The following is a 22,461-nucleotide window of genomic DNA, read 5'->3' on the forward strand; positions in this document are numbered from 1 at the left end:
TCAACACAGAATGGACCCGTACGGCCAGCACGGGTCCCCGACTTTCCCGACCCGGCCCGCTCAGGATGGGCTCTTCGCGGCCCACGGCCACCTCACATCCCCCAGCCGGAGGAGACATGGAAGGCGCCCTGTCTGTGATCGCGCTGGTCGCCGTCGTCATGTCGGCCGGCACGATCGCGGTCGCCGCGCACTTCCGCAAGGAACGCTCCACCGAGCTGCGCGGATGGGCGCGTGAACGCGGGTGGACCTACACCGAACAGCTCCCCAGCCCGCTGGGGGACGCCGTACTCCCCCGTGCCGCCCTCGGGCCGCACCCGCGCGCACAGCACGTGCTCACCGGCCGCCGGGGCCAGCACCTGGTCGTCGCCTTCGAGCAGACCCACACGGTGGGCAGGGGCGCGGAGCGGGTCCGCCGCGTCCACCGCGTGGTGGCCGTGCGCACCCCCGGACCCAACGCCGAACTACAGATACTGCGCAGGCGCGACCCGGACGCCTCCGAAGACGACTTCGCCGGAGCCTTCCACGCGACGGGCAACGACCCCGCGTTCACCGGGGCCGTGCTCGACAACGTGGTCACCAAGTGGCTGCTGACCGATCCCAGGTCCCGGTCCCTTCCCGTACGCTTCAGCGGGGACTACGTCCTCACGTGGGCGGCCATGCGGCTGGATCCCGACCGGGCCGTGACCGCCGCCGACTACCTGATCGCCCTCGTGGAGCGGGTCCCCGCCGAGGCCTGGAGACGGCGCGCCCCCGGCCGCTGAGCGGCCTTACGCGCACGTCCGGGCATCCGGCCCCGCTCCGTGAGGCGGATAAAATTCGCCTTGCCCCCGTAGCAACAAGGAGTACCGCCCTCATGAGTGACCCCAACGCGACGCACCGCATCTCGCGCGCGGACCTGTTCCGCGACGACGAGGAGGAGACCAACGCCCCGGACCCCAACGCGACCGCGCGCATCTCCCGTGCGGACCTGTTCCGCGACGAGGAGGAGTTCCAGGCGCCCGGCGAGCGGCGCTGACCCCAGACGGCGGAGCGCCCATCCGGTCACCCCGGATGGGCGCTCCTCTCGTGTGCGGTTCGGGCGCCCACGGGGTTCTGGAGGCGACGGAGGCGGATTCGTGAGGAACGAGCGAATCCGCCGTAGGCGCTGAAGGTTCCCGTTCTTCGGGCGCCCGAACACGGGCCGAAGCGAAGCGGAGGCCCCGAGGAACGCTGTCTAGCGGCGCTCGCGGACGGCGGCGACGATCTCGGCGACCGCCTCGTCCAGCGGCACCCCGTTGTTCTGCGAGCCGTCCCGGTAGCGGAAGGACACCGCGTTCTTGCTGACGTCCTCGTCACCGGCCAGCAGCATGAAGGGCACCTTCTGCTTCTGGGCGTTGCGGATCTTCTTCTGCATGCGGTCGTCGCTGGCGTCCACCTCGACGCGGATGCCCTCCGCGCGCAGCCTGGCGGCGAGCTCGCGCAGGTAGGGCACGTGCTCGTCGGCGATGGGGATGCCGACCGCCTGCACCGGCGCCAGCCAGGCCGGGAACGCGCCCGCGTAGTGCTCCAGCAGGACGGCGAAGAAGCGCTCGATGGAGCCGAACAGGGCGCGGTGGATCATCACCGGGCGCTGGCGCGAGCCGTCGGCCGCGGTGTACTCCAGGTCGAACAGCTCGGGCAGGTTGAAGTCCAGCTGGATGGTGGACATCTGCCAGGTGCGGCCGATGGCGTCCTTGGCCTGCACCGAGATCTTGGGGCCGTAGAAGGCGGCGCCGCCCGGGTCCATGACCAGTTCCAGGCCCTGCTTCTGCGCGGCCTCGCGCAGGGTCTCGGTGGCCTCCTCCCAGACCTCGTCGCCGCCGACGTACTTCTCCGGGTCCTTGGTGGACAGCTCCAGGTAGAAGTCGTCCAGGCCGTAGTCGCGCAGCAGTTCGAGCACGAAGGTCAGCAGCGAGTCGAGCTCGTCCGCCATCTGCTCCTTCGTGCAGTAGATGTGCGCGTCGTCCTGGGTGAAGCCGCGGGCGCGGGTCAGGCCGTGCACCACACCCGACTTCTCGTACCGGTACACGGTGCCGAACTCGAACAGGCGCAGCGGCAGCTCACGGTAGGAGCGCCCGCGCGCGTCGAAGATCAGGTTGTGCATCGGGCAGTTCATCGGCTTGAGGTAGTAGTCCTGGCCGCCGTCGAGCTGCATGGGGGGGTACATCCCGTCCGCGTACCAGCTCAGGTGCTGGGACTTCTCGAACAGGGTGCTCTTGGTGGCGTGCGGGGTGTAGACGAACTCGTACCCGCTCTCCTCGTGCCGCCGCCGCGAGTAGTCCTCCATGACCCGGCGGATGGTGCCGCCCTTGGGGTGGAAGACCGCCAGGCCCGAGCCGATCTCGTCCGGGATGGAGAACAGGTCCAGCTCGGAGCCGAGCTTGCGGTGGTCGCGCTTCTCGGCCTCCTCCAGGAAGGTCAGGTGGTCCTTGAGGGCCTCCTTGCTCTCCCAGGCGGTGCCGTAGACGCGCTGCAACTGCGGGTTGGTCTCCTTGCCGCGCCAGTAGGCGGCGGCGGTGCGCATGAGCTTGAACGCCGGGATGACGCGGGTGGTGGGCAGGTGCGGCCCGCGGCACAGGTCCTTCCAGCACAGCTCGCCGGTGCGCGGGTGGACGTTGTCGTAGATGGTGAGCTCACCGGCGCCCACCTCCACACCGGCGCCCTCGGCGGCCTCGGTGGCGCCGCCCTTGAGCCCGATCAGCTCCAGCTTGTAGGGCTCGGTGGCCAGCTCGGCGCGGGCCTCCTCGTCCGAGACGACCCGGCGGTCGAAGCGCTGCCCCTGCTTGACGATCTGCTGCATCTTCTTCTCGATGCTCTTCAGGTCGGCGGGGGTGAAGGGCTCGGCGACGTCGAAGTCGTAGTAGAAGCCGTTCTCCACGGGCGGGCCGATGCCCAGCTTGGCCTCGGGGAAGAGCTCCTGGACGGCCTGGGCCAGCACGTGCGCGGTGGAGTGGCGCAGGATCGCCCGCCCCTCCTCGGAGTCGATGGCGATCGGCTCGACGGTGTCGCCCTCGTGCAGTTCCCGGGCGAGGTCGCGCGGCTCGCCGTTGACCAGCGCAGCGATGACGGTCCTGCCGTCGGCCTCCAGAGCCTGGCCCGCCGTAGTGTTCGCCGCCACCGCACGCGGGGTTCCGGCGAGGGTGATGTGCAGCTCAGGCGCGGCGGACACGGTGACTCCTAGGAAGACGTGGATGATGTCGAACGCGGACCGGCCGCTGTGCGCGGCCGGGCGTGTACTCCCTCCCGATGCTAGCGGCTTCGGGGCGGGACCGCCCCGGTTGTCCACAGGCCGCGCGACCGCGCTGGCGACGCGGAGGACGTGGTGGGACGGTGGGATTCAGGCGCCGCGGACCCGGGGTCCGACCGGGGATTCGGTCAGGGATTCGGACTCTTCGGGGCGTACCCGCGTGAACCGCCCACAGGAGGGGCAGGGAACCAGACAGGGACTGATCTGTCATGGAACGTCACCTTTCGTGGGACTGTCCACACCCTTACGAAAGGCCATTGATCCCGCTGTCAGGATCGGTGAGAATCAACAGATGCCCTGGCCATCGCCCCCAGTCGACCCGAATGCATCCACTCGCTTCGACCGAATACTGTGAGCGCATGTCACCGAGCCCCACCAATGACCCGCCGGCCCCGGAGACATCCCCCACCCGCCGCACCCGCACGCGCAGGTGGCGGCGGATGCGCGCGCGGCTGCGCCTCTTCCGCAGGCGCATGCACACGCACCCCGCGCTGCGCCTGCCCTGGAGCGTGCTCGTGGGGACCGTCGGCGTCGTCGTGATCCTGGCCGGGCTGGTCATGATGGTCGTCCCGGGTCCGGGCCTGGCCTCGGTCATCCTGGGGCTGGTCATCCTCAGCACCGAGTTCCGGTGGGCGCAGAAGGTGGTGCGGCCCGCCCAGGTGTGGTTCCACCGCGCCGAGCGGTACGGGATGCGCCTGAAGGAGGAGTTCTTCCGGCGCCTGCGCGCGCGCAGGGCGGTGCGGCGCGGACGCCCCCTGCCGGACACTCCGTCCGACTAGCCCCCTGAAACCGGGCGGGCCCCTGTCCGGCGGCCCCGGTGGGCGGTGACGGCGCGCGAGCGCCGGACGCGCGGGGTGCGACTCCAGCCGACCGCGCCGGAGCACCCGCGTGGACGAGGCGGGGCCCCGCGCGAGAGGGACGAGGCCCGGCGCGAACGGGACGGCGCCCCACACAGACGAAAACGGTCCCACCGGGGTACCTACCCCCCGAGTGGGACCGTCTCAGAGCCGTGTGGGCGATACTGGACTCGAACCAGTGACCTCGTCGGTGTGAACGACGCGCTCTAGCCAACTGAGCTAATCGCCCTGAGCTTCCTGCCTGTCCGCCCTGTCGGCCGGACAAGTAAGACTCTAGCGCACGTTCGGGGGTGCTCGACGCACACGGGAGCCCTCGGCGGACGCCGTTCCATGTGACGGAGGTCACATTAACCTTTCGAGGAACTCGCGGGAGTGTCCGCGCCCGCCCCCGATCCCCGCAGTGATAAGGAGTTCCCGCCCCCGTGGACCCGTCGAACACCACCCCTTCATTACCTCCGCGTGACGTGGGACACCCGACATTGGGAAATCTTTGGTTTGTCCTGGTCATTACAGTGACGAAGGATCGTGGCGCCGCACCGCGGCACGCCGGGCCCGTCGCACGGGCGGCGAGACCTCCGGTCCCACCCACCAAGAAAGCCTCCGTACTCACGTCATGTTCCGCGGGAAGCCGCGTTGGAGCCCGTGAGACGGCAACCGACCCGCGCCGCAACAGCAAGGCCGGACGAGAAAAGGTTTGGCGAACATGAACAGTAGCGACACCACTGCCACCGCCGAGCTGGGCCTGCGGCTCGTGGTCCCCGAACGCACGGCGGTCCCCCTGGTCGCGCGCCTGGACTACAGCGCGGACGACCCCTACGCCATACGGGTGGCCTTCCACACCGGCGAGGACAACCCCGTCGAGTGGATCTTCGCCCGCGAGCTCCTGACCGTCGGCATCGTGCGGCCGGTCGGCGAGGGCGACGTCCGCGTGTGGCCCTCCAAGGACGACAACGGCGACCGCAGTGTGAGCATCGCGCTCTCCTCCCCCTTCGGTCAGGCCGAGTTCGACACCCAGGTCTCTCCCCTGGCCGAGTTCCTCCACCGGACCTACGAGATCGTTCCGGCGGGCCAGGAGGGCCAGTTCGTGAACCTCGACGAGGAGATCCAGCAGCACCTGCACTCCTGATCCGCGGTCCCCCGGGCCCTTCGCGGAGCACTCCCGACGGCTGAGGGGGCGGCGCACCACGCGCCGCCCCCTCAGCCGTGTCCGCCCCCGGCTACCGGGATCAGGGGTCGATGTCGGCCGCGGAGCGCTCCGCGAACACCGACGCGGCCTTGGCGGTGACCGGCCCGGGCTCGGCCGACACCGCGCGGCCGTCCACGTGCAGGATCGCCTGCACGTCGCGCCCGGTGGAGGTCAGGAAGGCCTCGGTGACCTCGGGGAGGCGCTCCATGGGCACGTCCTCCTCCTCGCCCCCGAACCACTCCAGGACGAGTTCGCGGGTGATCCCCGCCAGCGGGCCCGCCGACAGCGGCGGGGTGACCAACCTGCCGTCGAGCACCACGAAGATGTTGCTGCCGGTGCCCTCGCACAGGTTGCCGCTCACGTTGCGGAAGAGCGCCTCGCTGGCGCCGCGCTGCTTGGCGTAGGCCAGGGCGCGCACGTTGTCGGCGTAGGAGGTGGTCTTGAGCCCGGCCAGGGCCCCGAACTCGTTGCGCGGCCAGGGGACCGTCGCCACGTCGGCGTTCGGGGCGATCCCGGGGAAGGGCCCCAGTGCCACGATGGCGGTCTGCTCGCCCGGGGAGCGGTCCGAGCCCAGCGGCCCGGCTCCGTCGGTGACCGTGATGCGCACCCGGGCGTCGGACAGCTCCGGGTTGGCCGCCACCGCGCGGGCGACGCCGTCGGCGATCAGCTCCAGGTCGGGTTCGGCCATGCCCAGCCCCTCCGCGGAGCGGGCCAGCCGCCTGAGGTGGCGGGTGAGGGCGAAGGGGCGGCCGCCGCGGGCCCGCACCGTCTCGAAGACCCCGTCACCCACCGTGATCCCGTGGTCGACCACGGGAATGCGCGCCTCGCTCTCGTCGACGACGGTGCCGCGACCGTACCCGGCACCCGCGATCCACACCTTCATCTGCCACCCCCACGTTCTCAAGAGCCCAGGTAGGGCCGGTGTCTGCACGATCCTCCCACCTCGTCGGCGTGTCACGACCCGCTCCTTCCGTAACCTCCGTACGGCGGGTTGGCAAGTCCCGTGACCGGCACCGGCCGATGGTCTAGTACCCATGCCCGTTTTGCGGAGGTATCGCGACTGGTCACACGGCTCGACGGTCTGGGTGGCCCACCCGGAATCCACCGTGGCGGCCGGACAGATAAGTTACGAATGACTATCATCTGGGCAACGCTTATGCGGGACCGGTGGCAGCCGAGTTCGGAGCTTTCCCCCAAGGCACCCCGGCGGCGGCCCGCAGTGCGCGTGTCCCACGTCACGCACGACCACTGACAGAGCAAAGAGAGACATGACCCCACCGAGTACCGCCCGCGGAGAGCTCAGCTGGTTGCTGGACGATCTCCTCACGCGTGCCTCCGGTACGCAGCACGCCATCGTCCTGTCCACCGACGGGCTCCTCATGGCCACCTCCAGCGGACTGGACCGTCCCGCCGCCGAGCACCTGTCCGCGATCGCCTCGGGGCTGCACAGCCTCGCGGGCGGGGCGAGCAAGCAGTTCGCCGCGGGCGGCATCCGCCAGAGCATCATCGAGATGGACCGCGCCTTCCTCTTCGTCGCCGCGGCCGGAGAGGGCGCCTGCATGGCGCTGATGTCGGACTCCGACAGCGACGTGGGCCTGATCGCCTACGAGATGAACAAGGTGATCGAGAGGGTCGGCCAGTACCTCTCGGCGCCTCCCCGACCCGACATGCCCTCCTCTCCGGCCCACGTGGAGAAGTAGCTCCCGCCGCCTCGGCGGGTCGGCGGGACCTGCCACGGCGGGGCACGGGTGTGCCCGGTGCGCCCGGCCGATTTCGCGCTTGGCCGGGAATCCGCTAGAGTTCTTAACGCAGCGAGGGGCGCTGACGGGGACGAACCCCGGAAGCCGGACTCGCCGCGCGGACGTGGCTCAGCTGGTAGAGCATCACCTTGCCAAGGTGAGGGTCGCGGGTTCGAATCCCGTCGTCCGCTCGAACGGAAGCGTTCCGCGTCCTCAGGGTCGCGGAGCGGTTCCGGCTCCGGAGTCCGCTCCGGGGCGCACGCGGACGTGGCTCAGCTGGTAGAGCATCACCTTGCCAAGGTGAGGGTCGCGGGTTCGAATCCCGTCGTCCGCTCGGAGAGGCCCGCATGGGTGTCACTCGACAGCCCCCCATCGCGTTCCGGCGGAGTGGCCGAGTGGTTGAGGCAAGGGACTGCAAATCCCTGCACACGGGTTCGATTCCCGTCTCCGCCTCGCATCAAGCTTCACCTCATCCCCCGATGAGGGCGGTTAGCTCAGTTGGTTAGAGCGCTACCTTGACACGGTAGAGGTCACAGGTTCGAATCCTGTATCGCCCACTTCACTCCGGAGCGGCCCTGCTCGCGCGTAACCGCGCTCGCCGGGCCGCTTCGCCGTTTCTCCTGGGGGTCGCCCCCCAGACCCCCGACCTCCCCTCGGGCCAGAGCGCGTGCTCTGGCCCGAGGTGTTTTCCGGGGCGCGACCGGGACACCGGCTTGGTTACACACGCGCACGGAGGGTAGACGAACACCACCCCGACCCCCCGGAGGCAACCGTGTTCGCCACCATCGCCGCCGTCCTCTTCGGACTCGCCCTGCTGCTGGAGCTGCTCGGCGAGAACATCCAGGACCTGGTCACCACCACGACCCTCACCCTCGCCGGGCTGCTGTTCCTCGCGCTGCACGCGGGGGGCTACGGCTCGGGCTGGGGACGCAAGCGCCGCTAGGCCCGCCGAGACCGCGCGACCGGCGGCCGACGTCCGCCCCTGCGCAGGGGCTACCTCAGCGAGGTCACGGTCCTGCGGACGGGACGGCGGGGCTGCCCGTCCGAGAAGAACTCCGGTGACGCGGCCCGGATCCGCCCGACGTCCTCGAACACCGCCCGCAGGTGGGAGCGCAGCGCCTCCACCGCGGTCCCGGTGTCCCCGGCCTCGATCGCGTCCACGACCAGCGTGTGCTGTTCCACCAGCTCCCCGATCGGGCGCGTGTCGATCAGGCTCAGCCGCCGGGCCCGGTCCAGGTGGGCCTTGGCCGCGTTCACCGTCCGCCAGGCGCTCTCGTTGCCCGCCAGCGCCAGCAGCGAGCGGTGGAACTCCTCGTCGAGCTCGAAGAAGCGGTCGTGGTCGGCGCCGCCGCCCGCCTCCCGCTGCGCGCCGAGCAGGACGCGCAGGTCGCCGACGTGGTCGGCCGAGAAGGGGGGCCGGGCCTGGGCGAGGGAGGTGCACTCCACCGCCTCCCGGATGAACTGCGCCTGCCGGACGCGCTCGGGGTCCACGAGTGAGACGAACGTACCGACCTGGGGGTAGACCTCCACCAGCCCCTCCTCGCGCAGCAGGATGAGGCTCTCGCGCACGGGCGTCCGGCTCACGGCGAGCTCGGTGGCGAGCTCGTTCTCCGACAGCGGCGTGCCCGGCTTGAGCTCCAGGGTGATGATCGCGCGGCGGATGGTGTCCAGGGTGCGGTCCCGCGCGGACAGCAGGGGTCCCCCGGACCGGGTCTGGTCGGCCATGAGGGGAGTCTACCGGCATTGACGCCACTGGTATGGCAGTGCTTGTATGTCAGTTGCCATCATGTTCACGTACGGTTTCCCCGATACTTCTTCGCAGGTGGAAGCCCTTCACAAAGGACCGGCCGATGACCGAACAGGCACCCCCCGCGCCAGCCGGACAGGGGGAGCGCAGCACCCGGGACCTCACCAAGGCCTCCGTGTCCGGGTGGCTGGGGACCGCCATGGAGTTCATGGACTTCCAGCTCTACTCCCTGGCCGCCGCCCTGGTGTTCAACCAGATCTTCTTCCCCGACCTCAACCCCGCGGTCGGCCTGATCGCGGCGATGGGCACCTACGGCGTCGGGTACGTCGCCCGGCTCGTCGGGGCGGTCTACTTCGGCCGCATGGGCGACCGCCTCGGCCCCAAGAAGGTCCTGTTCATCACCGTCGCCCTGATGGGCGTCTCCACCACCCTGATCGGCGCCCTGCCCACCTACCAGCAGGTGGGCCTGCTCGCCCCGATCCTGCTCGTGGGGCTGCGACTGATCCAGGGCTTCGGCGCGGGCGCCGAGATCGCGGGCGCCACCGTGATGCTGGCCGAGTACGCCCCGGCGAGACGACGCGGGTTCATCGCCTCCCTGGTGTGCCTGGGCACCAACTCCGGCACCCTGGGCGCCTCCGCGATCTGGGCGGTGCTGGTGTTCGCGCTCTCCGAGGAGCAGCTCCTGACCTGGGGCTGGCGCCTCCCCTTCCTGGCGAGCTTCCTCCTGCTGCTCCTGGCGCTGTGGATCCGCTTCTCCGTCAAGGAGAGCCCGGTCTTCGAGCAGCGCGAGGACATCGTCGACGGTGTGGCTATGTCCCGGAGCGAACTGGCCGCGGCCGCGGTCGAGGAGGACAGGAGCGGTCTGGAGACCGCCCTGCGCCAGCGCAAGGGCCGCGCGTTCCTGCTCGCCCTCGGCCTGCGCTTCGGCCAGGCGGGCAACTCCGGCATCGTCCAGACCTTCCTGGTCGGCTACTTCAGCGCCAACCTGATGCTCAACGACGCGGTCGGCACGTCCGCGATCGTCTACGGCTCCCTGCTCGGCTTCGTCACCGTCCCCCTGGTCGGCGTGCTCGGCGACCGCTTCGGACGCCGCCCCGTCTACCTCTTCCTGACCGTGGCGAGCATGCTGTTCGCCGTGCCCATGATGCTGATGATCGAGACCGGCGACACCGTGCTCGTGACCGTCGCGATGGTCGTCGGACTCAACCTGTCGGTCCTGGGCCTGTTCTCCGTGGAGAGCGTCACCATGGCCGAGCTGTTCGGTGCGCGCACCCGGTTCACCCAGCTGGCCCTGGCCAAGGAGATCGGCGGCGTCCTGGCCACCGCGATCGGCCCGGTGCTGGCCGCCACGCTCACCGCCGCGACCGGCTCCTGGTGGCCGCTGTCGGCGATGATCATCACCTACTCCCTGATCACCCTCGTCTCCGCCTACCTGTCCCCCGAGGTGCGCGGACGCGACCTGGTCCGCCTGGAGGACGCCGTATGAGGGCTGTGACCGTTCACGGAGCCGGAGACCTGCGCGTCGACGAGCTCCCCGACCCCGTCCCCGGCGAGGGGGAGGTCGTCGTCGCCGTGGAGTGGGGCGGCGTCTGCGGGTCCGACCTGGCCTACTGGCGCCACGGCCGCTCGGGCACCGCCGTGCTGCGCGACCCCCTCGTGCTCGGTCACGAGATCGCCGGACGGGTCGCCCGGGTGGGCCCGGGCGTGACCGGCGTCGAGGAGGGGTTGCCCGTCACCGTGCACCCGGCCGAGCTGGTCGGCGACGGGCGCATGCCGGAGCGGCTGGCCGGGCGCACCAACCTCTACCCGAGGGTGCGCTACTTCGGGTCGGCCGCCTTCTCCCCGCACACCGACGGCGGTTTCTGCGACCTCAAGAAGGTCGCGGCCCGGCAGCTGCGGCCCCTGCCCGAGGGGGTGGACACCCGCAGCGGGGCGCTGGCCGAACCGCTCGCCGTGGCCTGCCACGCCGTCAACCGCGCGTCGGGCGCCGTGGGGGGCGTCGCGGGCCGGGACGTGTTCGTCAACGGGGCGGGGCCGATCGGCTCGCTCGTCGTCGCCGCGCTCCGGCACGCGGGGGCGGCCCGGATCACCGTCGCCGACCTCGGACGGGCCCCGCTGGAGGTGGCCCGGGCCATGGGCGCCGACGACACGCGCGACCTCTCGCGCGGGGACGCGCTGCCCGAGGACGCCGAGCTGGTCTTCGAGGCCTCCGGCGCCCCGGCCGCCCTCGGCGGGGTCCTGCGCGCGACCGCGCGCGGCGGAACCCTCGTCCAGGTGGGCAACCTGCCCGGGACGCAGGCCCCGGCGGCTCTGGGCGAGCTCGTCACCAGGGAGGTCACCTGGATCGGCTCCTACCGCTTCGTCGAGGAGATCGACGACGCCCTGGCCGCGATGGCCGCGGGCCTGGACGTCACTCCGCTCATGACCCACTCCTTCCCCGTCGGGGAGGCGCACGAGGCGATGCGGACGGCGGCCGATCCCGCCTCCGGCAGCAGCAAGGTCATGCTGCGCTTCGCCTGAGCCGCGCCGCGGGCGCCCCGCGCTCCCCACCCGGGAGCGGGCGCCTCCCCCTCCATCCCAGAAAGGGCATTCCGTGAAGATCACCGACGCGCGTGTCGTCGTGTCCTCGCCCGGCCGCAACTACGTCACCCTGGTGGTCGAGACCGAGGACGGCGTCACCGGCATCGGCGACGCCACGCTCAACGGCCGCGAACTCGCGGTCGCCTCCTACCTGCGCGACCACGTGTGCCCGCTGCTCGTCGGACGCGACGCGCGGCGGATCGAGGACACCTGGCAGTACCTGTACAAGGGCGCCTACTGGCGCCGCGGCCCGGTGACGATGACCGCGATCGCCGCCGTGGACGTGGCGCTGTGGGACATCAAGGGCAAGGCCGCGGGCATGCCCCTCTACCAGCTCCTGGGCGGGGCCTCGCGCGAGGGCGTCCTGGTCTACGGGCACGCCAGCGGCACGTCGCTGGACGGGCTCTCCGAGGACTTCCAGCGCCACCTGGACCTGGGCTACCGGGCGATCCGGGTCCAGGCCGCGGTCCCCGGACTGGACAAGACCTACGGGATCGCCCCGGCGGACGGCCGGGTGTACGAGCCCGCCAGCGGCAACCGGCCCCAGGAGGACACCTGGGACACCCCGGCCTACCTGGACTTCGCGCCGGCCATGATCGCCCACGTCCGCGAGCAGTTCGGCTACGGCGTGCACCTGCTGCACGACGTGCACCACCGGCTCACCCCGATCGAGGCGGGCCGCCTGGGCGCGGCGCTCGAACCGTACCGGCTGTTCTGGATGGAGGACCCGACCCCGGCCGAGGACCAGTCCGCGTTCCGGATCCTGCGCCAGCACACCACCACCCCCGTGGCGGTGGGCGAGGTGTTCAACTCGATCTGGGACTGCCAGCAGCTCATCACCGAGCGGCTCATCGACTACGTCCGCGCCTCGGTGTCTCACACCGGCGGCATCACCCACCTGCGCCGAGTGTTCTCGCTCGCGGAGCTGTACGGGGTGCGCTCGGGCTCGCACGGCGCCGGTGACCTGTCGCCGGTCGCCATGGCCGCGGCGCTCCACCTCGACCTGGCCATCCCCAACTTCGGCATCCAGGAGCACATGGGCCACACCGGCCCCTACGCGGAGGTCTTCCGCACCTCCTACTCCTTCTCGGACGGGTACATGCACCCCGGCGACGCCCCGGGCCTGGGCGTGGAGTTCGACGAGGAGGCCGCGGCCCGCCACCCCTACGAACCCAGGTACCTGCCGGTCAACCGGCGGCTCGACGGAACGGTGCACGACTGGTGAGCACGCACGCACTGACGGATGAGAGCGGGCCGCTGGACGTCGTCGTCCTGGGCGAGGTCCTGCTGGAGGTGGCCACCGACGCCCCCGTCGCGCACGGGGTCCCGGCCAGGCTCGGCGTCTCGGGCGACGCCCTGAACGTCGCCGCGGCGGCGTCCCGGGCCGGGGCCAGGGTCGGCCTGGCCGCCGTCCTGACCGACGACGAGCTCGGGCGGGCGGTCGCCGACCGCGTCGCGGAGCTGGGCGTTTCCACCGGCATGCTGCGCTTCCGCCCCGGGCAGCAGGGCGTGTACCTGGTGCACAGCGACCCCGAGGGCGAACGCGCCTTCTCCTACGCGCGCGCCGGGAGCGTGGGCTCGACCCTGTCCCCGGAGGACCTGGACGAGGAGGCGGTCGGCGCGGCGGGGGCGGTCGTGGCGGGCGGCATCGCCTGCGCGGTCTCCGACAGCGCGCGCCGGGCGGTCCTGGCCGCGGCGCGCCTGGCCCGTAGGTTCGTGTTCGACCCCAACCACCGGCCGCGGCTGGCCTCGCGGGAGGAGGGCGCCGCGACCCTCGCGGAGCTGGCCAGGAGCGCCCACCTGGTGACCCCCTCCCACCCCGGCGAGACCTCCGCCCTGCTGGACAGCGCCACCCCGGCCGAGGCGGCCCGCCGCCTCCTGGAGGCGGGCGCCCGCAACGTCGCGGTGACCTGCGGGTCGCGCGGCGTCCACCTGGCCACGCCGTGGGAGGAGTCCTGGATCGACGCGGTCCCCGCTCCCCGGGTCCTGGACCAGACCGGCGCGGGGGACGTGTTCGTGGGTACCCTGACCGCGCGCCTGACCCTGGGCGACCCCCTCGCGGAGGCCGCGCGCCTGGCGGCCGCCGCGGCCAGTCTGAGCGTGGGCGGGCGCGGCGGAACCGGTTTCCTGCCGACCCTGGAACAGACCCGCGCGCACGCGCGGGGCGAGAAGGAGGCGACGCGATGACCCGGCTGGACCTGGCGGCGCTGCGGGCCGCGGGGCGCACCACCGCCCTGGACCGCGCCGACCTGCGCACCGGGGTGGTCCACCTCGGGATCGGCGCGTTCTACCGCGCCCACGGCGCGGTCCTGACAGAGGAGGCCATGCTCGCCGCGGGCGAGACCGGGTGGGGCATCAGCGCGGTGACCGGGCGCTCGGCCCGGGTGTGGGAGCAGTTGGCCCCGCAGGACGGCCTGTTCACGGTCACCGAACGCGGTGAGGGCGCCCGCCCCGCGCGGGTGGTCTCCTCCGTCCGCGAGACCCTGTCCGGCCCGGCCGATCCGTGGGCGGTGGCGGAGCGCATCGCCCACCCCGACACCCGGGTCGTCACCCTCACGGTCACGGAGAAGGGGTACCTGGCGCACCCGGTCACGGGGCGCCTGGACACCGGCGACCCCCGGGTGCGCGCCGACCTGGACGGCGGCCCGCCGCTCACGCCAGTGGGGCAGATCGCGCGCGGCCTCCAGCTGCGCCAGCTCCGGGACGCCGGTCCGGTGACCGTGCTGTCCTGCGACAACCTGCCCGACAACGGTGAGCTGACGGCCGCGCTGGTCGCCGACTTCGCCGACGCCCTGCCGGGTGCGGAGGGCGAGCGGCTGCGGTCCTGGGTCCAGGAGCACGCGGCCTTCCCGAACACGATGGTGGACCGGATCGTCCCGGCCACCACGGCGGCGGACCTGGACGCGGTCGAGGCTGAGCTGGGCCTGCGCGACGAGGCGGCCGTGGTCGCCGAGCCCTTCCACCAGTGGGTGATCCAGGACCGCTTCGCCGGTCCGCGCCCGCGGTGGGAGGCGGCCGGGGCCACGATCACCGACGACGTGCGGCCCTGGGAGGCGGCCAAGCTGCGCGTGCTCAACGCCAGCCACTCCCTGCTCGCCTATCTCGGCCTGTCCGTGGGGCACACGACGATCGCCGCGTGCGCCGCCGACGACACCGTGGCGACGGCGGCCCGCCGCCTCGTCCACGAGGAGGTCCTGCCCTCGCTCACCCTGCCCGAGGGCCTGGACGGCGGGGCCTACGCCGCGTCGGTGCTGCGCCGGTTCGCCAACCCCGCGCTGGGCCACACCACCGCCAAGGTCGGGGCCGACGGCTCCCAGAAGCTCGGCCCCCGTGTCGTGCCCACGGTCCGGGACGTGCTGGCCGGGGGCGGCGAGCCGCGGTGGAGCGCCCTGGTGGTGGCGGCGTGGATGCACCACGTCGCCACGGCCGGTCCCGGACTGGAGGACCCGCTGGCCGACTCCCTGCGCGCGCTGCTGCCCGGGAGCGGCGGGGCGCGGGAGGTGGTCGCCGCGCTGCTGCGCTCGGAGGTCTTCCCCGGGGACCTGGCGTCCCATCCGGTGTTCACCGAACTGCTGGTCCACTGGTACGGGGTCGTGTCCGCCGGGGGCGGCGCGCTGGCGGCCGAGGTCGCTTCGTGAGCGCGGGTGACAGGGACGACGTACGCGGCACGGACGACGGGAACGGCGTGGCCGGGAGGAGCGGCCGGAGCGAGGGGGACGGCGGAGGCGGCGGCATCGGGGCCGTACTGGCGCTGTCGCCGGTCGTGCCCGTGGTGACGGTGGACTCCCCCGGACGGGCGGTCCCCCTGGCGGAGGCGCTGCTGGCGGGCGGTGTGGGCGTCGTGGAGGTCACGCTGCGCACGCCCGGCGCCCTGGAGGCGGTCCGGGCGATCGCGGAGGACGTGCCGGACATGGTGGTGGGCGCGGGGACCGTGCTCACCCCCCGCCAGGCCGACGAGGCCGCGGAGGCCGGGGCGCGCTTCCTGGTCACGCCCGGCACCACGGACCGGATGCTGCGCCACCTGGTCGCGATCGGAGTTCCGGCCCTGCCGGGGGTGGCCACCGTCAGCGAGGTGCTGGCCGCCCGCGAGGCGGGGATGCTCGCGCAGAAGCTCTTCCCCGCGTCGGTTCCGGGAATCCCGTTCCTGCGCTCGGTGGCGGGCCCGGTCCCCGACGTGGTGTTCTGCCCCACGGGCGGGATCACGGCCGCCACGGCCGCCGACTACCTGGCCCTGGACAACGTGGCGTGCGTCGGGGGGAGCTGGCTGACCCCCGGGGACGCGGTCCGGACGGGGGGCTGGGCGCGGATCACCGGGTTGGCCGCTGCGGCGGTGCGCCTGGGCGCGGGAACTAGCGGGGACGGCCGTCCCGGCTCCGCGCCGCCGCACGTCGGCCCGGGTCCTACGGGCGCGTGACCGGGGCCCGCTGAGGGCCCGGCTCGCCGGTGCGGGCACGCCGGGGGCGCCCGCGGACGCGCCCCCAGGGTTTGAACACCGACAGGGCCATGGCCGCGGCGACCGCGGTGGTGGAGACCAGGGGCGGGAACAGGAGCTGGGCGCCGACCGCGAAGGGCGCCTCCTCGGCGAGGGCGGTGCGGGCCCGGGCCGCCAGCGCGGTGACCTCGGGCGAGAGCAGCAGGACCACGAGGGTCAGCAGCACGACGTTGGCCGCCAGTTTGAGCAGGACCCACCAGTAACGGACCAGTCCGTACCTGGTCCCCCAGCCCAGGACGATCCCGGACAGCAGGGTGAGGGCGCCGACCGCGACCAGCGGCCACGTCGCGAAGGCCGCGAGGGCGACCGCGACGGAGGCGTCGTCGCCGCCGAGCAGCGCGGTGACGACGAGGAGGCCCAGGACGAGGTCGAGCCCGAGCCAGCTTCCGGCCGCGGCGATGTGGGTCAGCAGGACGGTCTTGCGGGTACGGGCGCCCAGGCGCCGTCGGGGGGTCGTCACGGTGTCCATGCGGCCAGTATCCGAGCGCGGGCCGGAGACGGCGTACAGCCGAGGACGTATTCCGGTGTACGCGGATTCCGGTGTACGCGGACGCGCGGCCCGTGAGAAGGGTCGCAGTGGGCTCCGGCGCTTTGACCGCCACGGAGGCAACAGTGTTTACTCGACAGGGGTAAACACCTGTTCACCCCCACACGCCACCTGGAGGCACGATGCCGTCCGCCCCGCGCCTGCCCTCCTGGGCGACCACGGGAATCCTCACCCTCTGCGGCCTGATCGTCTCGTTGCAGCAGACCCTCGTCATCCCCCTGCTGCCGGACCTCCCCCAGATCCTCGGCGTGTCCGCCGACGACGCGTCCTGGCTGGTCACCGCCACGCTACTCACCGGAGCCGTGGCCACGCCGATCGTCTCCCGCATGGCCGACATGTACGGCAAGCGCAGGATGCTGCTCGTCTCCCTCGCGGTCATGACGGCGGGCTCGCTCATCGCGGCCCTGGGCGGCAGCTTCGTGCCGATGCTGGTCGGGCGCGCCCTGCAGGGGTTCGGCGCCGCCCTGATCCCGGTGGGCATGAGCATCATGCGCGACGAGCTGCCCAGGGAGAAGCTCGCCGGGGGCATCGCCCTGATGAGCGCCACCCTGGGCATCGGCTCCGCCCTGGGGCTGCCGCTGTCCGGCGTGCTCTACAGCGCGTTCGGCTGGACCTCCCTGTTCTGGTCGACGGCGGCCGTGGGCGCGGTGCTCCTCGTGCTCATCCGCCTGCTGGTCGAGGAGTCCCCCGAGCGTTTCCCCGGCCGCTTCGACATCACGGGCGCGCTCGTGCTCTCGATCGTCCTCGTGGGCTTCCTGCTCGCGCTGTCCAAGGGCGCGTCGTGGGGTTGGACCAGCGGCCAGACCCTGGGCCTGACCGCGTTCTCCGCCGTCGCGCTCCTGGTGTGGGTCCCCCTCCAGCTGCGCACGCGCGAGCCCATGGTGAACCTGCGCACGGCCTTTCGCCGCCCGGTCCTGCTCACCAACGTCTCCTCGTACTTCGTCGGGTTCGCGATGTTCCTCAACAGCCTGGTCACCACGCAGGAGCTCCAGGTGCCCGTGGAGACCGGGTACGGGCTGGCCCTGCCCGTGGCCGTCGCCGGGCTGGCGATGGTGCCGAGTGGTCTGATGATGCTGGTGTTCTCGCCCGTCGCCAGCCGCATGCTCAACCGGTGGGGCGGGAAGCCGACCCTGGTGACCGGCGGGGCGATCATGGGCCTGACCTACCTGTGGCGGGTGTTCAACGCCGACACCGTGCTGGAGGTGATGGCGGGGACGATGTTCGTCAGCATCGGCACCGCCATCGCGTTCGCCGCCATGCCCTCCCTGGTCATGGCCTCCGCGCCCCGGAGCGAGACCGCGTCGGCGAACGGGCTCAACGCCCTGGTCCGGTCGCTGGGCACCTCCAGCGGCAGTGCGGTGGTCGCGCTGGTCTTCGCCTCGCTGACCGTGGACGTGGGCGGCGTGGTGTTCCCCTCCGCCCAGGCCATGGACCTGTCCCACTGGCTCGGCGCGGCGGCGTGTCTGGTCAGTGTGCTGGTGGGCGCCTTCGTCCCGGGACGCGCCCCCTCCGTCGCGGACACGGACGAACCCCGTACGCTGCCCACCGGAGCGGGCGAGGGGCCCGCGCGCGACCAGCGGGAGGTGGAAGCGTGACCGGGACCGACAGCCGCGGCGCCGTCGTCGCCGCGGCGCGGCGGCTCTTCTTCGAGCACGGCTACAAGGGGGTGACCGTGCGAGACATCGCCGCCGCCGCGGGGGTCTCCCCCGCCCTGGTGATCAAGCACCACGGCAGCAAGGCCGAACTCTTCAACGAGGTGGGGCCGCACGACCTCCCCCTGGCCGAGCTGGACCTGCCCCGCTCCGCCATCGGCCGCGCCCTGGTGCGCAAGGTCCTGGCCCGCCGTGAGCACGGCGCGCCGGAGGGCTGGCTGGCCACCACCGCCCACGTGCGCGAGTCCCCCGACCCCGACCGCTCCCGCGCGGAGGTGCGCGCGAAACTCCTGGACAGCGTGGGCGCCCTGCTCGGGGACACCACCCCCGGGCGCCGCTACGCCAGCGCCGTCTCCTGCCAGATGCTCGGTCTCGCCGAGGGCGTCCGCGTCCTGGGCATGTTCCCGGAGGAGGAGACCTCCCGGGAGGAGCTGCTGGACCTGTACGCGCCCCTGATCCAGCAGCAGGTCGACGCCTGCGCGCGGGCCTGCGCCGACCGGCCGGGCGAGCCGTGACCCCGCCGGAGCCGCCGTCTGGTAAGCCGGACGGTGTGAACAGCGCGAGAGAGACCGAAAGGCGGAGCGAGGACGGGCGCAGGCCCTCGGCGAGGGAGAGGATCGCCCAGTGGGTGTGGCCGCTGTCGGCCGTGGTGGTCGTGGTCGTGGGCATGGTCCTCGGCTACGCGTTCTTCAGCTGAGCCGGGCGCGGCGCCGCGGACCCGGGCGGCCTCAGGCTCCGCCCGGGGAGGTGGCCGGCAGGCGGGTGGCCACCCACTGGTCGTCGGAGTCGCGGCGCATCTCCAGGGGCCCGTGGTCCTCGCCGGGGTAGACCAGGGCGACCGTGGCGATGGGGACCTCCCCCTCCAGGTCGGTGTCCATGGTGACCTCGCCGACCTCGATGCCCTCACCGCCCTGAAGCGACTCGGCGTAGAGCGGGAAGGCCGCCGGGCAGTCCTCGGCCCCGTGCTCGTCGGCCACCACCGTGCGCGCGGCCTCGTCCATCAGCGCGCAGCCCGCCTCGCCGTCGGCGGCCGTGAGGGAGGCGAGGAAGCCCTGCGCGGCGCGCCGCACGTGGGTCTCGGCGTCCGGGTCCACCGGTTCCACCGCGGCGGCGCTCTCCTCGGCCTGCCCCGCGGTCTCCTCCGGGGCCTCCTCGCCGGAGCAGGCGGTGGCGGCGAGGAGCAGGGCCAGTAGCGGAGCGGACAGCGGAAGTCGTCTCATGGCGGGCGCCTTTCGAGGGGGCTGGGGCGTCGCACCATTGTTACCGTATCGGCCCGCCGCGTGACCAGCGGTGTCCGAGCGGCCGGGACTGACCCGGGGTCGTCCGGGCGGAAGGGCTTCCGGCCGTCACCAGAAGCCCCGCCCGCGACGAACACAGGGGTTGTCGGCGGGGACGGGCCTCACACCCATCACCAGAAGCCCGACCCGCGACGGACGCAGGGGTTGTCGGCGGGGACGGGCCTCACACCCATCACCAGAAGCCCGACCCGCGACGGACGCAGGGGTTGTCCACAGGGTCGGGCTCTGGTGATATGGGAACGCGGTCCCCTCCCGACGGAACCGCTCCGGACTTTCTGGCGCACAGAGCACGCGCGGGCGTGCCACGGACGGCTCCGCCGTGCGTCCGCGCCGGAGGTGACATGACCTACCCCCTGCGGGAGAGCCGTCCGACGGACCCGTTCACCCGTATCCCCCCGGAGCTGGGCGCCCGGCTGCGCCCGCTGGTGCCGTCGCTGGCGGAGGAGGCACTGGAGGGCATCCGGCGCCGGGCGGAGTTCCACGCCGCGCCCCTGGAGCCCGCCGACGCCGAGGGTCTGCGACGGACTGTGGAAGCCGGTCTGCGCGCCTTCCTGGACCGGGTGGAGGGCGGCGGCCGCTCCCCCGGGCACGTGGACGCGCTGGCCGCCGAGTTCCGGGCCTTCGGCGCGGACGAGGCCCGGCACGGGCGCACCCTGGAGTGCCTGCACACGGGGATGCGCACGGCGGCGGCCGTGGCGTGGCGACGGCTGGCCGACGCGGACGCGCTCACCCGCGACCACATGGCGGTGCTGGGAGAGGCGATCTTCGCGTTCCAGGAGGAGGTCTCGACCGCCGCGGCCGAGGGCCACGCGCGGGTGCGCGGCGCCGGGGTGGAGGCGCTGCGCAGGCGCCGGGCGCGGTTGTTGGAGGTGCTGCTGGCCGGGGCAGGCACGCGGCGGGAGGCGGAGGCTGTACCCGCGCTGGCCCGGGCCGCCCGGTGGCGGCTGCCCGAGCGGATGGCGGTGGCGCTGCTGTACCGGGGCACGGACGGCGCGACGGCGGTCCCGGGCGGCCCGAGCGGCACGAGCGGTCCGGCCTCGGTGGCCCGGGCGGCCGCGGTCGGCTCGTCGGCGGACGCGCTGTCAGCCTCGGCGGAGGCGTTCTCGCACCTCACCGCGCTGCCGTCGGACGTGCTCGTGGGCCTGGACCGCGTGGAGCCGTGTGCGGTGGTGCCCGACCCCGAGGGGCCGGGGCGGCTGCGGTCGCTGGAACGCTCGCTGCGCGGGTCCTGCGCGGTGCTGGGCCCGAGCGTGCCCCTGGACCGGGCGCCGCTGTCGCTGGCCCGGGCCCGGGACCTGGCCGAACTCGTGCGCACGGGCGTGGTGCCGGGCGGGGGCGTGGTGCGCTGGGACGACCACCTGCCCGCGCTGCTGCTCTCGCGCGACCCCGGGCTGGTCGCGGAGATGACGCGGTCCCGGCTCGCACCGCTGGCGCCGCTGCGTCCGCCGCAGCGGGAGCGGATGGCCGACACCCTGCTGGCCTGGCTGGAGTCGGGGCTCAACGCCAACGAGGCCGCCGAGCGGCTGCGCATCCACCCCCAGACCGTGCGCTACCGGCTTCGCCGGTTGGAGGAGCTGTTCGGAGAACGGCTGCGCGAGCCCGGAGAGCGTTTCGAACTGGAACTGGTCCTGCGGGCCCGCCGTCTGCTCGGTCCCCTGGAGGAGGGGCCGGTGTGGCCGGACGGTGGGTGACGGGCGTTCCCGCTCACGGGGTCACTGCCAGACAGCTGTGTCCGGGTCGATCCCGTGGGTGCGGGCGCACTCGTCGATGCTCTGCCGAAACCAGGAGGCCAGCCCGAACCGGATTCCGTCGTAGTGGGAGGAGAAACCGGGGTCGGACTCGAACATCCTCCCCAGACACACCTGCATCTGCCGTGTGAGCGGGAAGAAGTCGGAGAACACTTCGCGGTGGCGTTCGACGAGCGCGTCCGCTTCCGGGCTGCCCGGGACGACACCCCGGTCGAGGGCGTCGCCCAGATCGCGCTGCAACGCGGACATCGCCGAGGAGAGCGACCGCCACTGCTCCCGCGTGCGGGAGGCGGACCGCTCGGCGAACTGCGCCCACTGCTCGGAATCCCCCCACACGGTGCGGGCCCTCCGGGACCGGTGGGCGTCCCAGTCCGCCCCGAAGACCTCCGACTGCGCTTCGTCGTCGAGGAGGATCCCCCGCTCGTGGGCCTCGGTCATCCGTTCCAGGCGCTCGTCGAGCCGTCGCAGGTCCCGGATACGCTCGGCGAGCCGGGCGCGCTGCTCACGCAGGGTGGCGCCGATCTCCGCCGTCCGGTCGTCGAGGACCTCACGCACCGCGTCCAGCCCGAGGCCGGCCTCCCTGTACGCGACGATCCGACGCAGCCGTTGCAGGTCCGCGTCGGTGTACTGGCGGTAGCCGGCGGTGGTGCGCGCGGACGGCGACGCCAAGCCGATCTCGTCCCAGTGGTGAAGCGTGCGGACGGTCACCCCCACCAGTCCGGCGGCCGCGCCCACCGTGACACCGCCACGGACGTCACGCTCGCGTTCGACCATGGACACCATTGTGGCCCTCCCCCTCCGATTCCGGGGCGACGATTCCGACCGAGGCGAGATCACGCGCCTCCTGGCTGTCAGGGTCGAACTCCTGTGCCGCGGTGAACACGACCCGCGCTCCCTCAGGGGTGGTCACCTCGACGTCGCGGGTACGCCACGGCGTGTCCCGCGGCCCGGCCACGCTGCCCGGCACGAGGTCCGAACACGCCTCGACGAGCGGATCGACCTCGCTCAGCACGCACAGGAAGCTCACGCTCACCGTCGGCGCTTCGGGCGGCTCGGCGCCGGCCGCTGCAGGGACGAGCAGGACGTCCTGGAACGCCCACCGGCGCAGGTGGACCACCTGCCCCGGGACGCTGAACAGTTCGACGAAGCCGAACCCCCGCAGCCAGAAGTCCGTCGACGCCGCCAGGTCCGGCGTCGGAACCGTCACGAACACCGGCATCGCGTAGATACCGCGGAACACCTCTGGCGCTACCGCCCCCGGTCCACGCTCGGACACGGGTCCCATCTCGAACGCGCTGAAGAAATCGCTCATGCGGTCCACCGTCCCGCCTCACGCGGCGTGAGGGTCAA

Annotated in this window: 23 protein-coding genes and 5 tRNA genes; 20 read left to right on the plus strand and 8 right to left on the minus strand. The window is 72.7% G+C overall.

What is annotated here, in order from left to right; translation table 11 throughout:
• Positions 1 to 116 precede the first annotated feature (116 nt).
• Positions 117 to 761, plus strand: coding sequence for a hypothetical protein (locus ACSTA4_RS21400; protein WP_444960764.1), 645 nt, complete (start codon positions 117 to 119; stop codon positions 759 to 761).
• Between the two features lie 92 nt (positions 762 to 853).
• Complete coding sequence (locus ACSTA4_RS21405; RefSeq protein WP_174547456.1) at positions 854 to 1,015, plus strand: hypothetical protein; 162 nt, start codon at positions 854 to 856, stop codon at positions 1,013 to 1,015.
• A 198-nt stretch (positions 1,016 to 1,213) separates the two neighbouring features.
• Here ACSTA4_RS21405 and thrS read toward each other — a convergent pair whose 3' ends face one another.
• Positions 1,214 to 3,187: a threonine--tRNA ligase gene (gene thrS / locus ACSTA4_RS21410; protein ID WP_019609697.1), complete on the minus strand. Its 1,974-nt coding sequence runs from the start codon at positions 3,185 to 3,187 to the stop codon at positions 1,214 to 1,216.
• Positions 3,188 to 3,705: 518 nt separating this feature from the next.
• On the opposite strand from thrS, the gene ACSTA4_RS21415 reads away from it, so the two are divergent.
• Positions 3,706 to 4,044 carry a PGPGW domain-containing protein gene (locus ACSTA4_RS21415; RefSeq protein ID WP_248774641.1) on the plus strand — a complete coding sequence of 113 codons (339 nt, stop codon included), beginning with the start codon at positions 3,706 to 3,708 and terminating at the stop codon, positions 4,042 to 4,044.
• Between the two features lie 233 nt (positions 4,045 to 4,277).
• On the opposite strand, the gene ACSTA4_RS21420 is transcribed toward ACSTA4_RS21415, so the two are convergent.
• A tRNA-Val gene (locus tag ACSTA4_RS21420) sits at positions 4,278 to 4,351 on the minus strand.
• A gap of 474 nt (positions 4,352 to 4,825) precedes the next feature.
• Here ACSTA4_RS21420 and ACSTA4_RS21425 point away from each other — a divergent pair.
• On the plus strand, positions 4,826 to 5,248 hold the full coding sequence (locus tag ACSTA4_RS21425) for an SsgA family sporulation/cell division regulator (protein WP_013154284.1): 423 nt from the start codon (positions 4,826 to 4,828) through the stop codon (positions 5,246 to 5,248).
• 100 nt (positions 5,249 to 5,348) lie between these two features.
• Here the strand turns inward: ACSTA4_RS21425 and ACSTA4_RS21430 are convergent, their stop codons facing one another.
• Entirely contained in the window at positions 5,349 to 6,191 is an 843-nt protein-coding gene (locus tag ACSTA4_RS21430; protein WP_444960765.1) for an aminotransferase class IV, read from the minus strand.
• Between the two features lie 385 nt (positions 6,192 to 6,576).
• Between ACSTA4_RS21430 and ACSTA4_RS21435 the strand changes: the two genes are divergently transcribed.
• From ACSTA4_RS21435 to ACSTA4_RS21460, 6 genes are all read left to right on the plus strand, one after another.
• Positions 6,577 to 7,008, plus strand: coding sequence for a roadblock/LC7 domain-containing protein (locus ACSTA4_RS21435; RefSeq protein WP_013154286.1), 432 nt, complete (start codon positions 6,577 to 6,579; stop codon positions 7,006 to 7,008).
• Positions 7,009 to 7,165: 157 nt separating this feature from the next.
• A tRNA-Gly gene (locus ACSTA4_RS21440) sits at positions 7,166 to 7,238 on the plus strand.
• Positions 7,239 to 7,308: 70 nt separating this feature from the next.
• Positions 7,309 to 7,381, plus strand: a tRNA-Gly gene (locus tag ACSTA4_RS21445).
• A 47-nt stretch (positions 7,382 to 7,428) separates the two neighbouring features.
• Positions 7,429 to 7,500: transfer RNA gene (locus tag ACSTA4_RS21450), tRNA-Cys, on the plus strand.
• A gap of 30 nt (positions 7,501 to 7,530) precedes the next feature.
• Positions 7,531 to 7,604, plus strand: a tRNA-Val gene (locus ACSTA4_RS21455).
• A gap of 215 nt (positions 7,605 to 7,819) precedes the next feature.
• Positions 7,820 to 7,990 carry a hypothetical protein gene (locus tag ACSTA4_RS21460; protein WP_017565250.1) on the plus strand — a complete coding sequence of 57 codons (171 nt, stop codon included), beginning with the start codon at positions 7,820 to 7,822 and terminating at the stop codon, positions 7,988 to 7,990.
• 50 nt (positions 7,991 to 8,040) lie between these two features.
• Here ACSTA4_RS21460 and ACSTA4_RS21465 read toward each other — a convergent pair whose 3' ends face one another.
• Entirely contained in the window at positions 8,041 to 8,772 is a 732-nt protein-coding gene (locus tag ACSTA4_RS21465; protein ID WP_248771458.1) for a GntR family transcriptional regulator, read from the minus strand.
• Between the two features lie 125 nt (positions 8,773 to 8,897).
• On the opposite strand from ACSTA4_RS21465, the gene ACSTA4_RS21470 reads away from it, so the two are divergent.
• The 6 genes from ACSTA4_RS21470 (at position 8,898) to eda (ending at position 15,788) form a co-directional block, all read left to right on the plus strand.
• A complete protein-coding gene (locus ACSTA4_RS21470; protein WP_444960766.1) occupies positions 8,898 to 10,280 on the plus strand; it encodes an MFS transporter in 1,383 nt (460 codons plus the stop codon).
• Complete coding sequence (locus ACSTA4_RS21475) at positions 10,277 to 11,314, plus strand: L-idonate 5-dehydrogenase (RefSeq protein ID WP_248771460.1); 1,038 nt, start codon at positions 10,277 to 10,279, stop codon at positions 11,312 to 11,314. The genes ACSTA4_RS21470 and ACSTA4_RS21475 overlap by 4 nt, the downstream gene beginning before the upstream one ends.
• A 73-nt stretch (positions 11,315 to 11,387) precedes the next feature.
• Positions 11,388 to 12,599, plus strand: a complete 1,212-nt coding sequence (gene manD, locus ACSTA4_RS21480; RefSeq protein ID WP_444960767.1) for a D-mannonate dehydratase ManD — start codon at positions 11,388 to 11,390, stop codon at positions 12,597 to 12,599.
• Positions 12,596 to 13,561, plus strand: a complete 966-nt coding sequence (locus ACSTA4_RS21485; RefSeq protein ID WP_444960768.1) for a PfkB family carbohydrate kinase — start codon at positions 12,596 to 12,598, stop codon at positions 13,559 to 13,561. The genes manD and ACSTA4_RS21485 overlap by 4 nt, the downstream gene beginning before the upstream one ends.
• Positions 13,558 to 15,012: a mannitol dehydrogenase family protein gene (locus ACSTA4_RS21490; protein ID WP_444960769.1), complete on the plus strand. Its 1,455-nt coding sequence runs from the start codon at positions 13,558 to 13,560 to the stop codon at positions 15,010 to 15,012. The genes ACSTA4_RS21485 and ACSTA4_RS21490 overlap by 4 nt, the downstream gene beginning before the upstream one ends.
• On the plus strand, positions 15,009 to 15,788 hold the full coding sequence (gene eda / locus ACSTA4_RS21495; protein WP_444960770.1) for a bifunctional 4-hydroxy-2-oxoglutarate aldolase/2-dehydro-3-deoxy-phosphogluconate aldolase: 780 nt from the start codon (positions 15,009 to 15,011) through the stop codon (positions 15,786 to 15,788). The genes ACSTA4_RS21490 and eda overlap by 4 nt, the downstream gene beginning before the upstream one ends.
• Here eda and ACSTA4_RS21500 read toward each other — a convergent pair.
• A complete protein-coding gene (locus ACSTA4_RS21500; RefSeq protein WP_444960771.1) occupies positions 15,775 to 16,335 on the minus strand; it encodes a hypothetical protein in 561 nt (186 codons plus the stop codon). The two genes, eda and ACSTA4_RS21500, sit on opposite strands and share 14 nt — an antisense overlap.
• A gap of 200 nt (positions 16,336 to 16,535) precedes the next feature.
• On the opposite strand from ACSTA4_RS21500, the gene ACSTA4_RS21505 reads away from it, so the two are divergent.
• The 3 genes from ACSTA4_RS21505 to ACSTA4_RS21515 are packed head-to-tail and all read left to right on the plus strand — an operon-like array spanning position 16,536 to position 18,762.
• Entirely contained in the window at positions 16,536 to 18,008 is a 1,473-nt protein-coding gene (locus ACSTA4_RS21505) for an MFS transporter (protein WP_444960772.1), read from the plus strand.
• Positions 18,005 to 18,580, plus strand: coding sequence for a TetR/AcrR family transcriptional regulator (locus ACSTA4_RS21510; RefSeq protein WP_248771466.1), 576 nt, complete (start codon positions 18,005 to 18,007; stop codon positions 18,578 to 18,580). Before ACSTA4_RS21505 ends, ACSTA4_RS21510 begins: the two co-directional genes overlap by 4 nt.
• A gap of 35 nt (positions 18,581 to 18,615) precedes the next feature.
• Positions 18,616 to 18,762: a hypothetical protein gene (locus ACSTA4_RS21515; RefSeq protein WP_444960773.1), complete on the plus strand. Its 147-nt coding sequence runs from the start codon at positions 18,616 to 18,618 to the stop codon at positions 18,760 to 18,762.
• Positions 18,763 to 18,793: 31 nt separating this feature from the next.
• Here the strand turns inward: ACSTA4_RS21515 and ACSTA4_RS21520 are convergent, their stop codons facing one another.
• Positions 18,794 to 19,285: a hypothetical protein gene (locus tag ACSTA4_RS21520; protein WP_444960774.1), complete on the minus strand. Its 492-nt coding sequence runs from the start codon at positions 19,283 to 19,285 to the stop codon at positions 18,794 to 18,796.
• Positions 19,286 to 19,704: 419 nt separating this feature from the next.
• Here ACSTA4_RS21520 and ACSTA4_RS21525 point away from each other — a divergent pair, with 419 nt between their 5' ends.
• On the plus strand, positions 19,705 to 21,054 hold the full coding sequence (locus ACSTA4_RS21525) for a PucR family transcriptional regulator (RefSeq protein ID WP_444960775.1): 1,350 nt from the start codon (positions 19,705 to 19,707) through the stop codon (positions 21,052 to 21,054).
• Between the two features lie 21 nt (positions 21,055 to 21,075).
• On the opposite strand, the gene ACSTA4_RS21530 is transcribed toward ACSTA4_RS21525, so the two are convergent.
• Both ACSTA4_RS21530 and ACSTA4_RS21535 read right to left on the minus strand, forming a co-directional pair.
• On the minus strand, positions 21,076 to 21,885 hold the full coding sequence (locus tag ACSTA4_RS21530; RefSeq protein WP_444960776.1) for a MerR family transcriptional regulator: 810 nt from the start codon (positions 21,883 to 21,885) through the stop codon (positions 21,076 to 21,078).
• Positions 21,866 to 22,423, minus strand: coding sequence for a VOC family protein (locus ACSTA4_RS21535; RefSeq protein WP_444960777.1), 558 nt, complete (start codon positions 22,421 to 22,423; stop codon positions 21,866 to 21,868). Before ACSTA4_RS21535 ends, ACSTA4_RS21530 begins: the two co-directional genes overlap by 20 nt.
• Positions 22,424 to 22,461 lie beyond the last annotated feature (38 nt).

It is taken from the genome of Nocardiopsis sp. M1B1 (assembly GCF_052466615.1).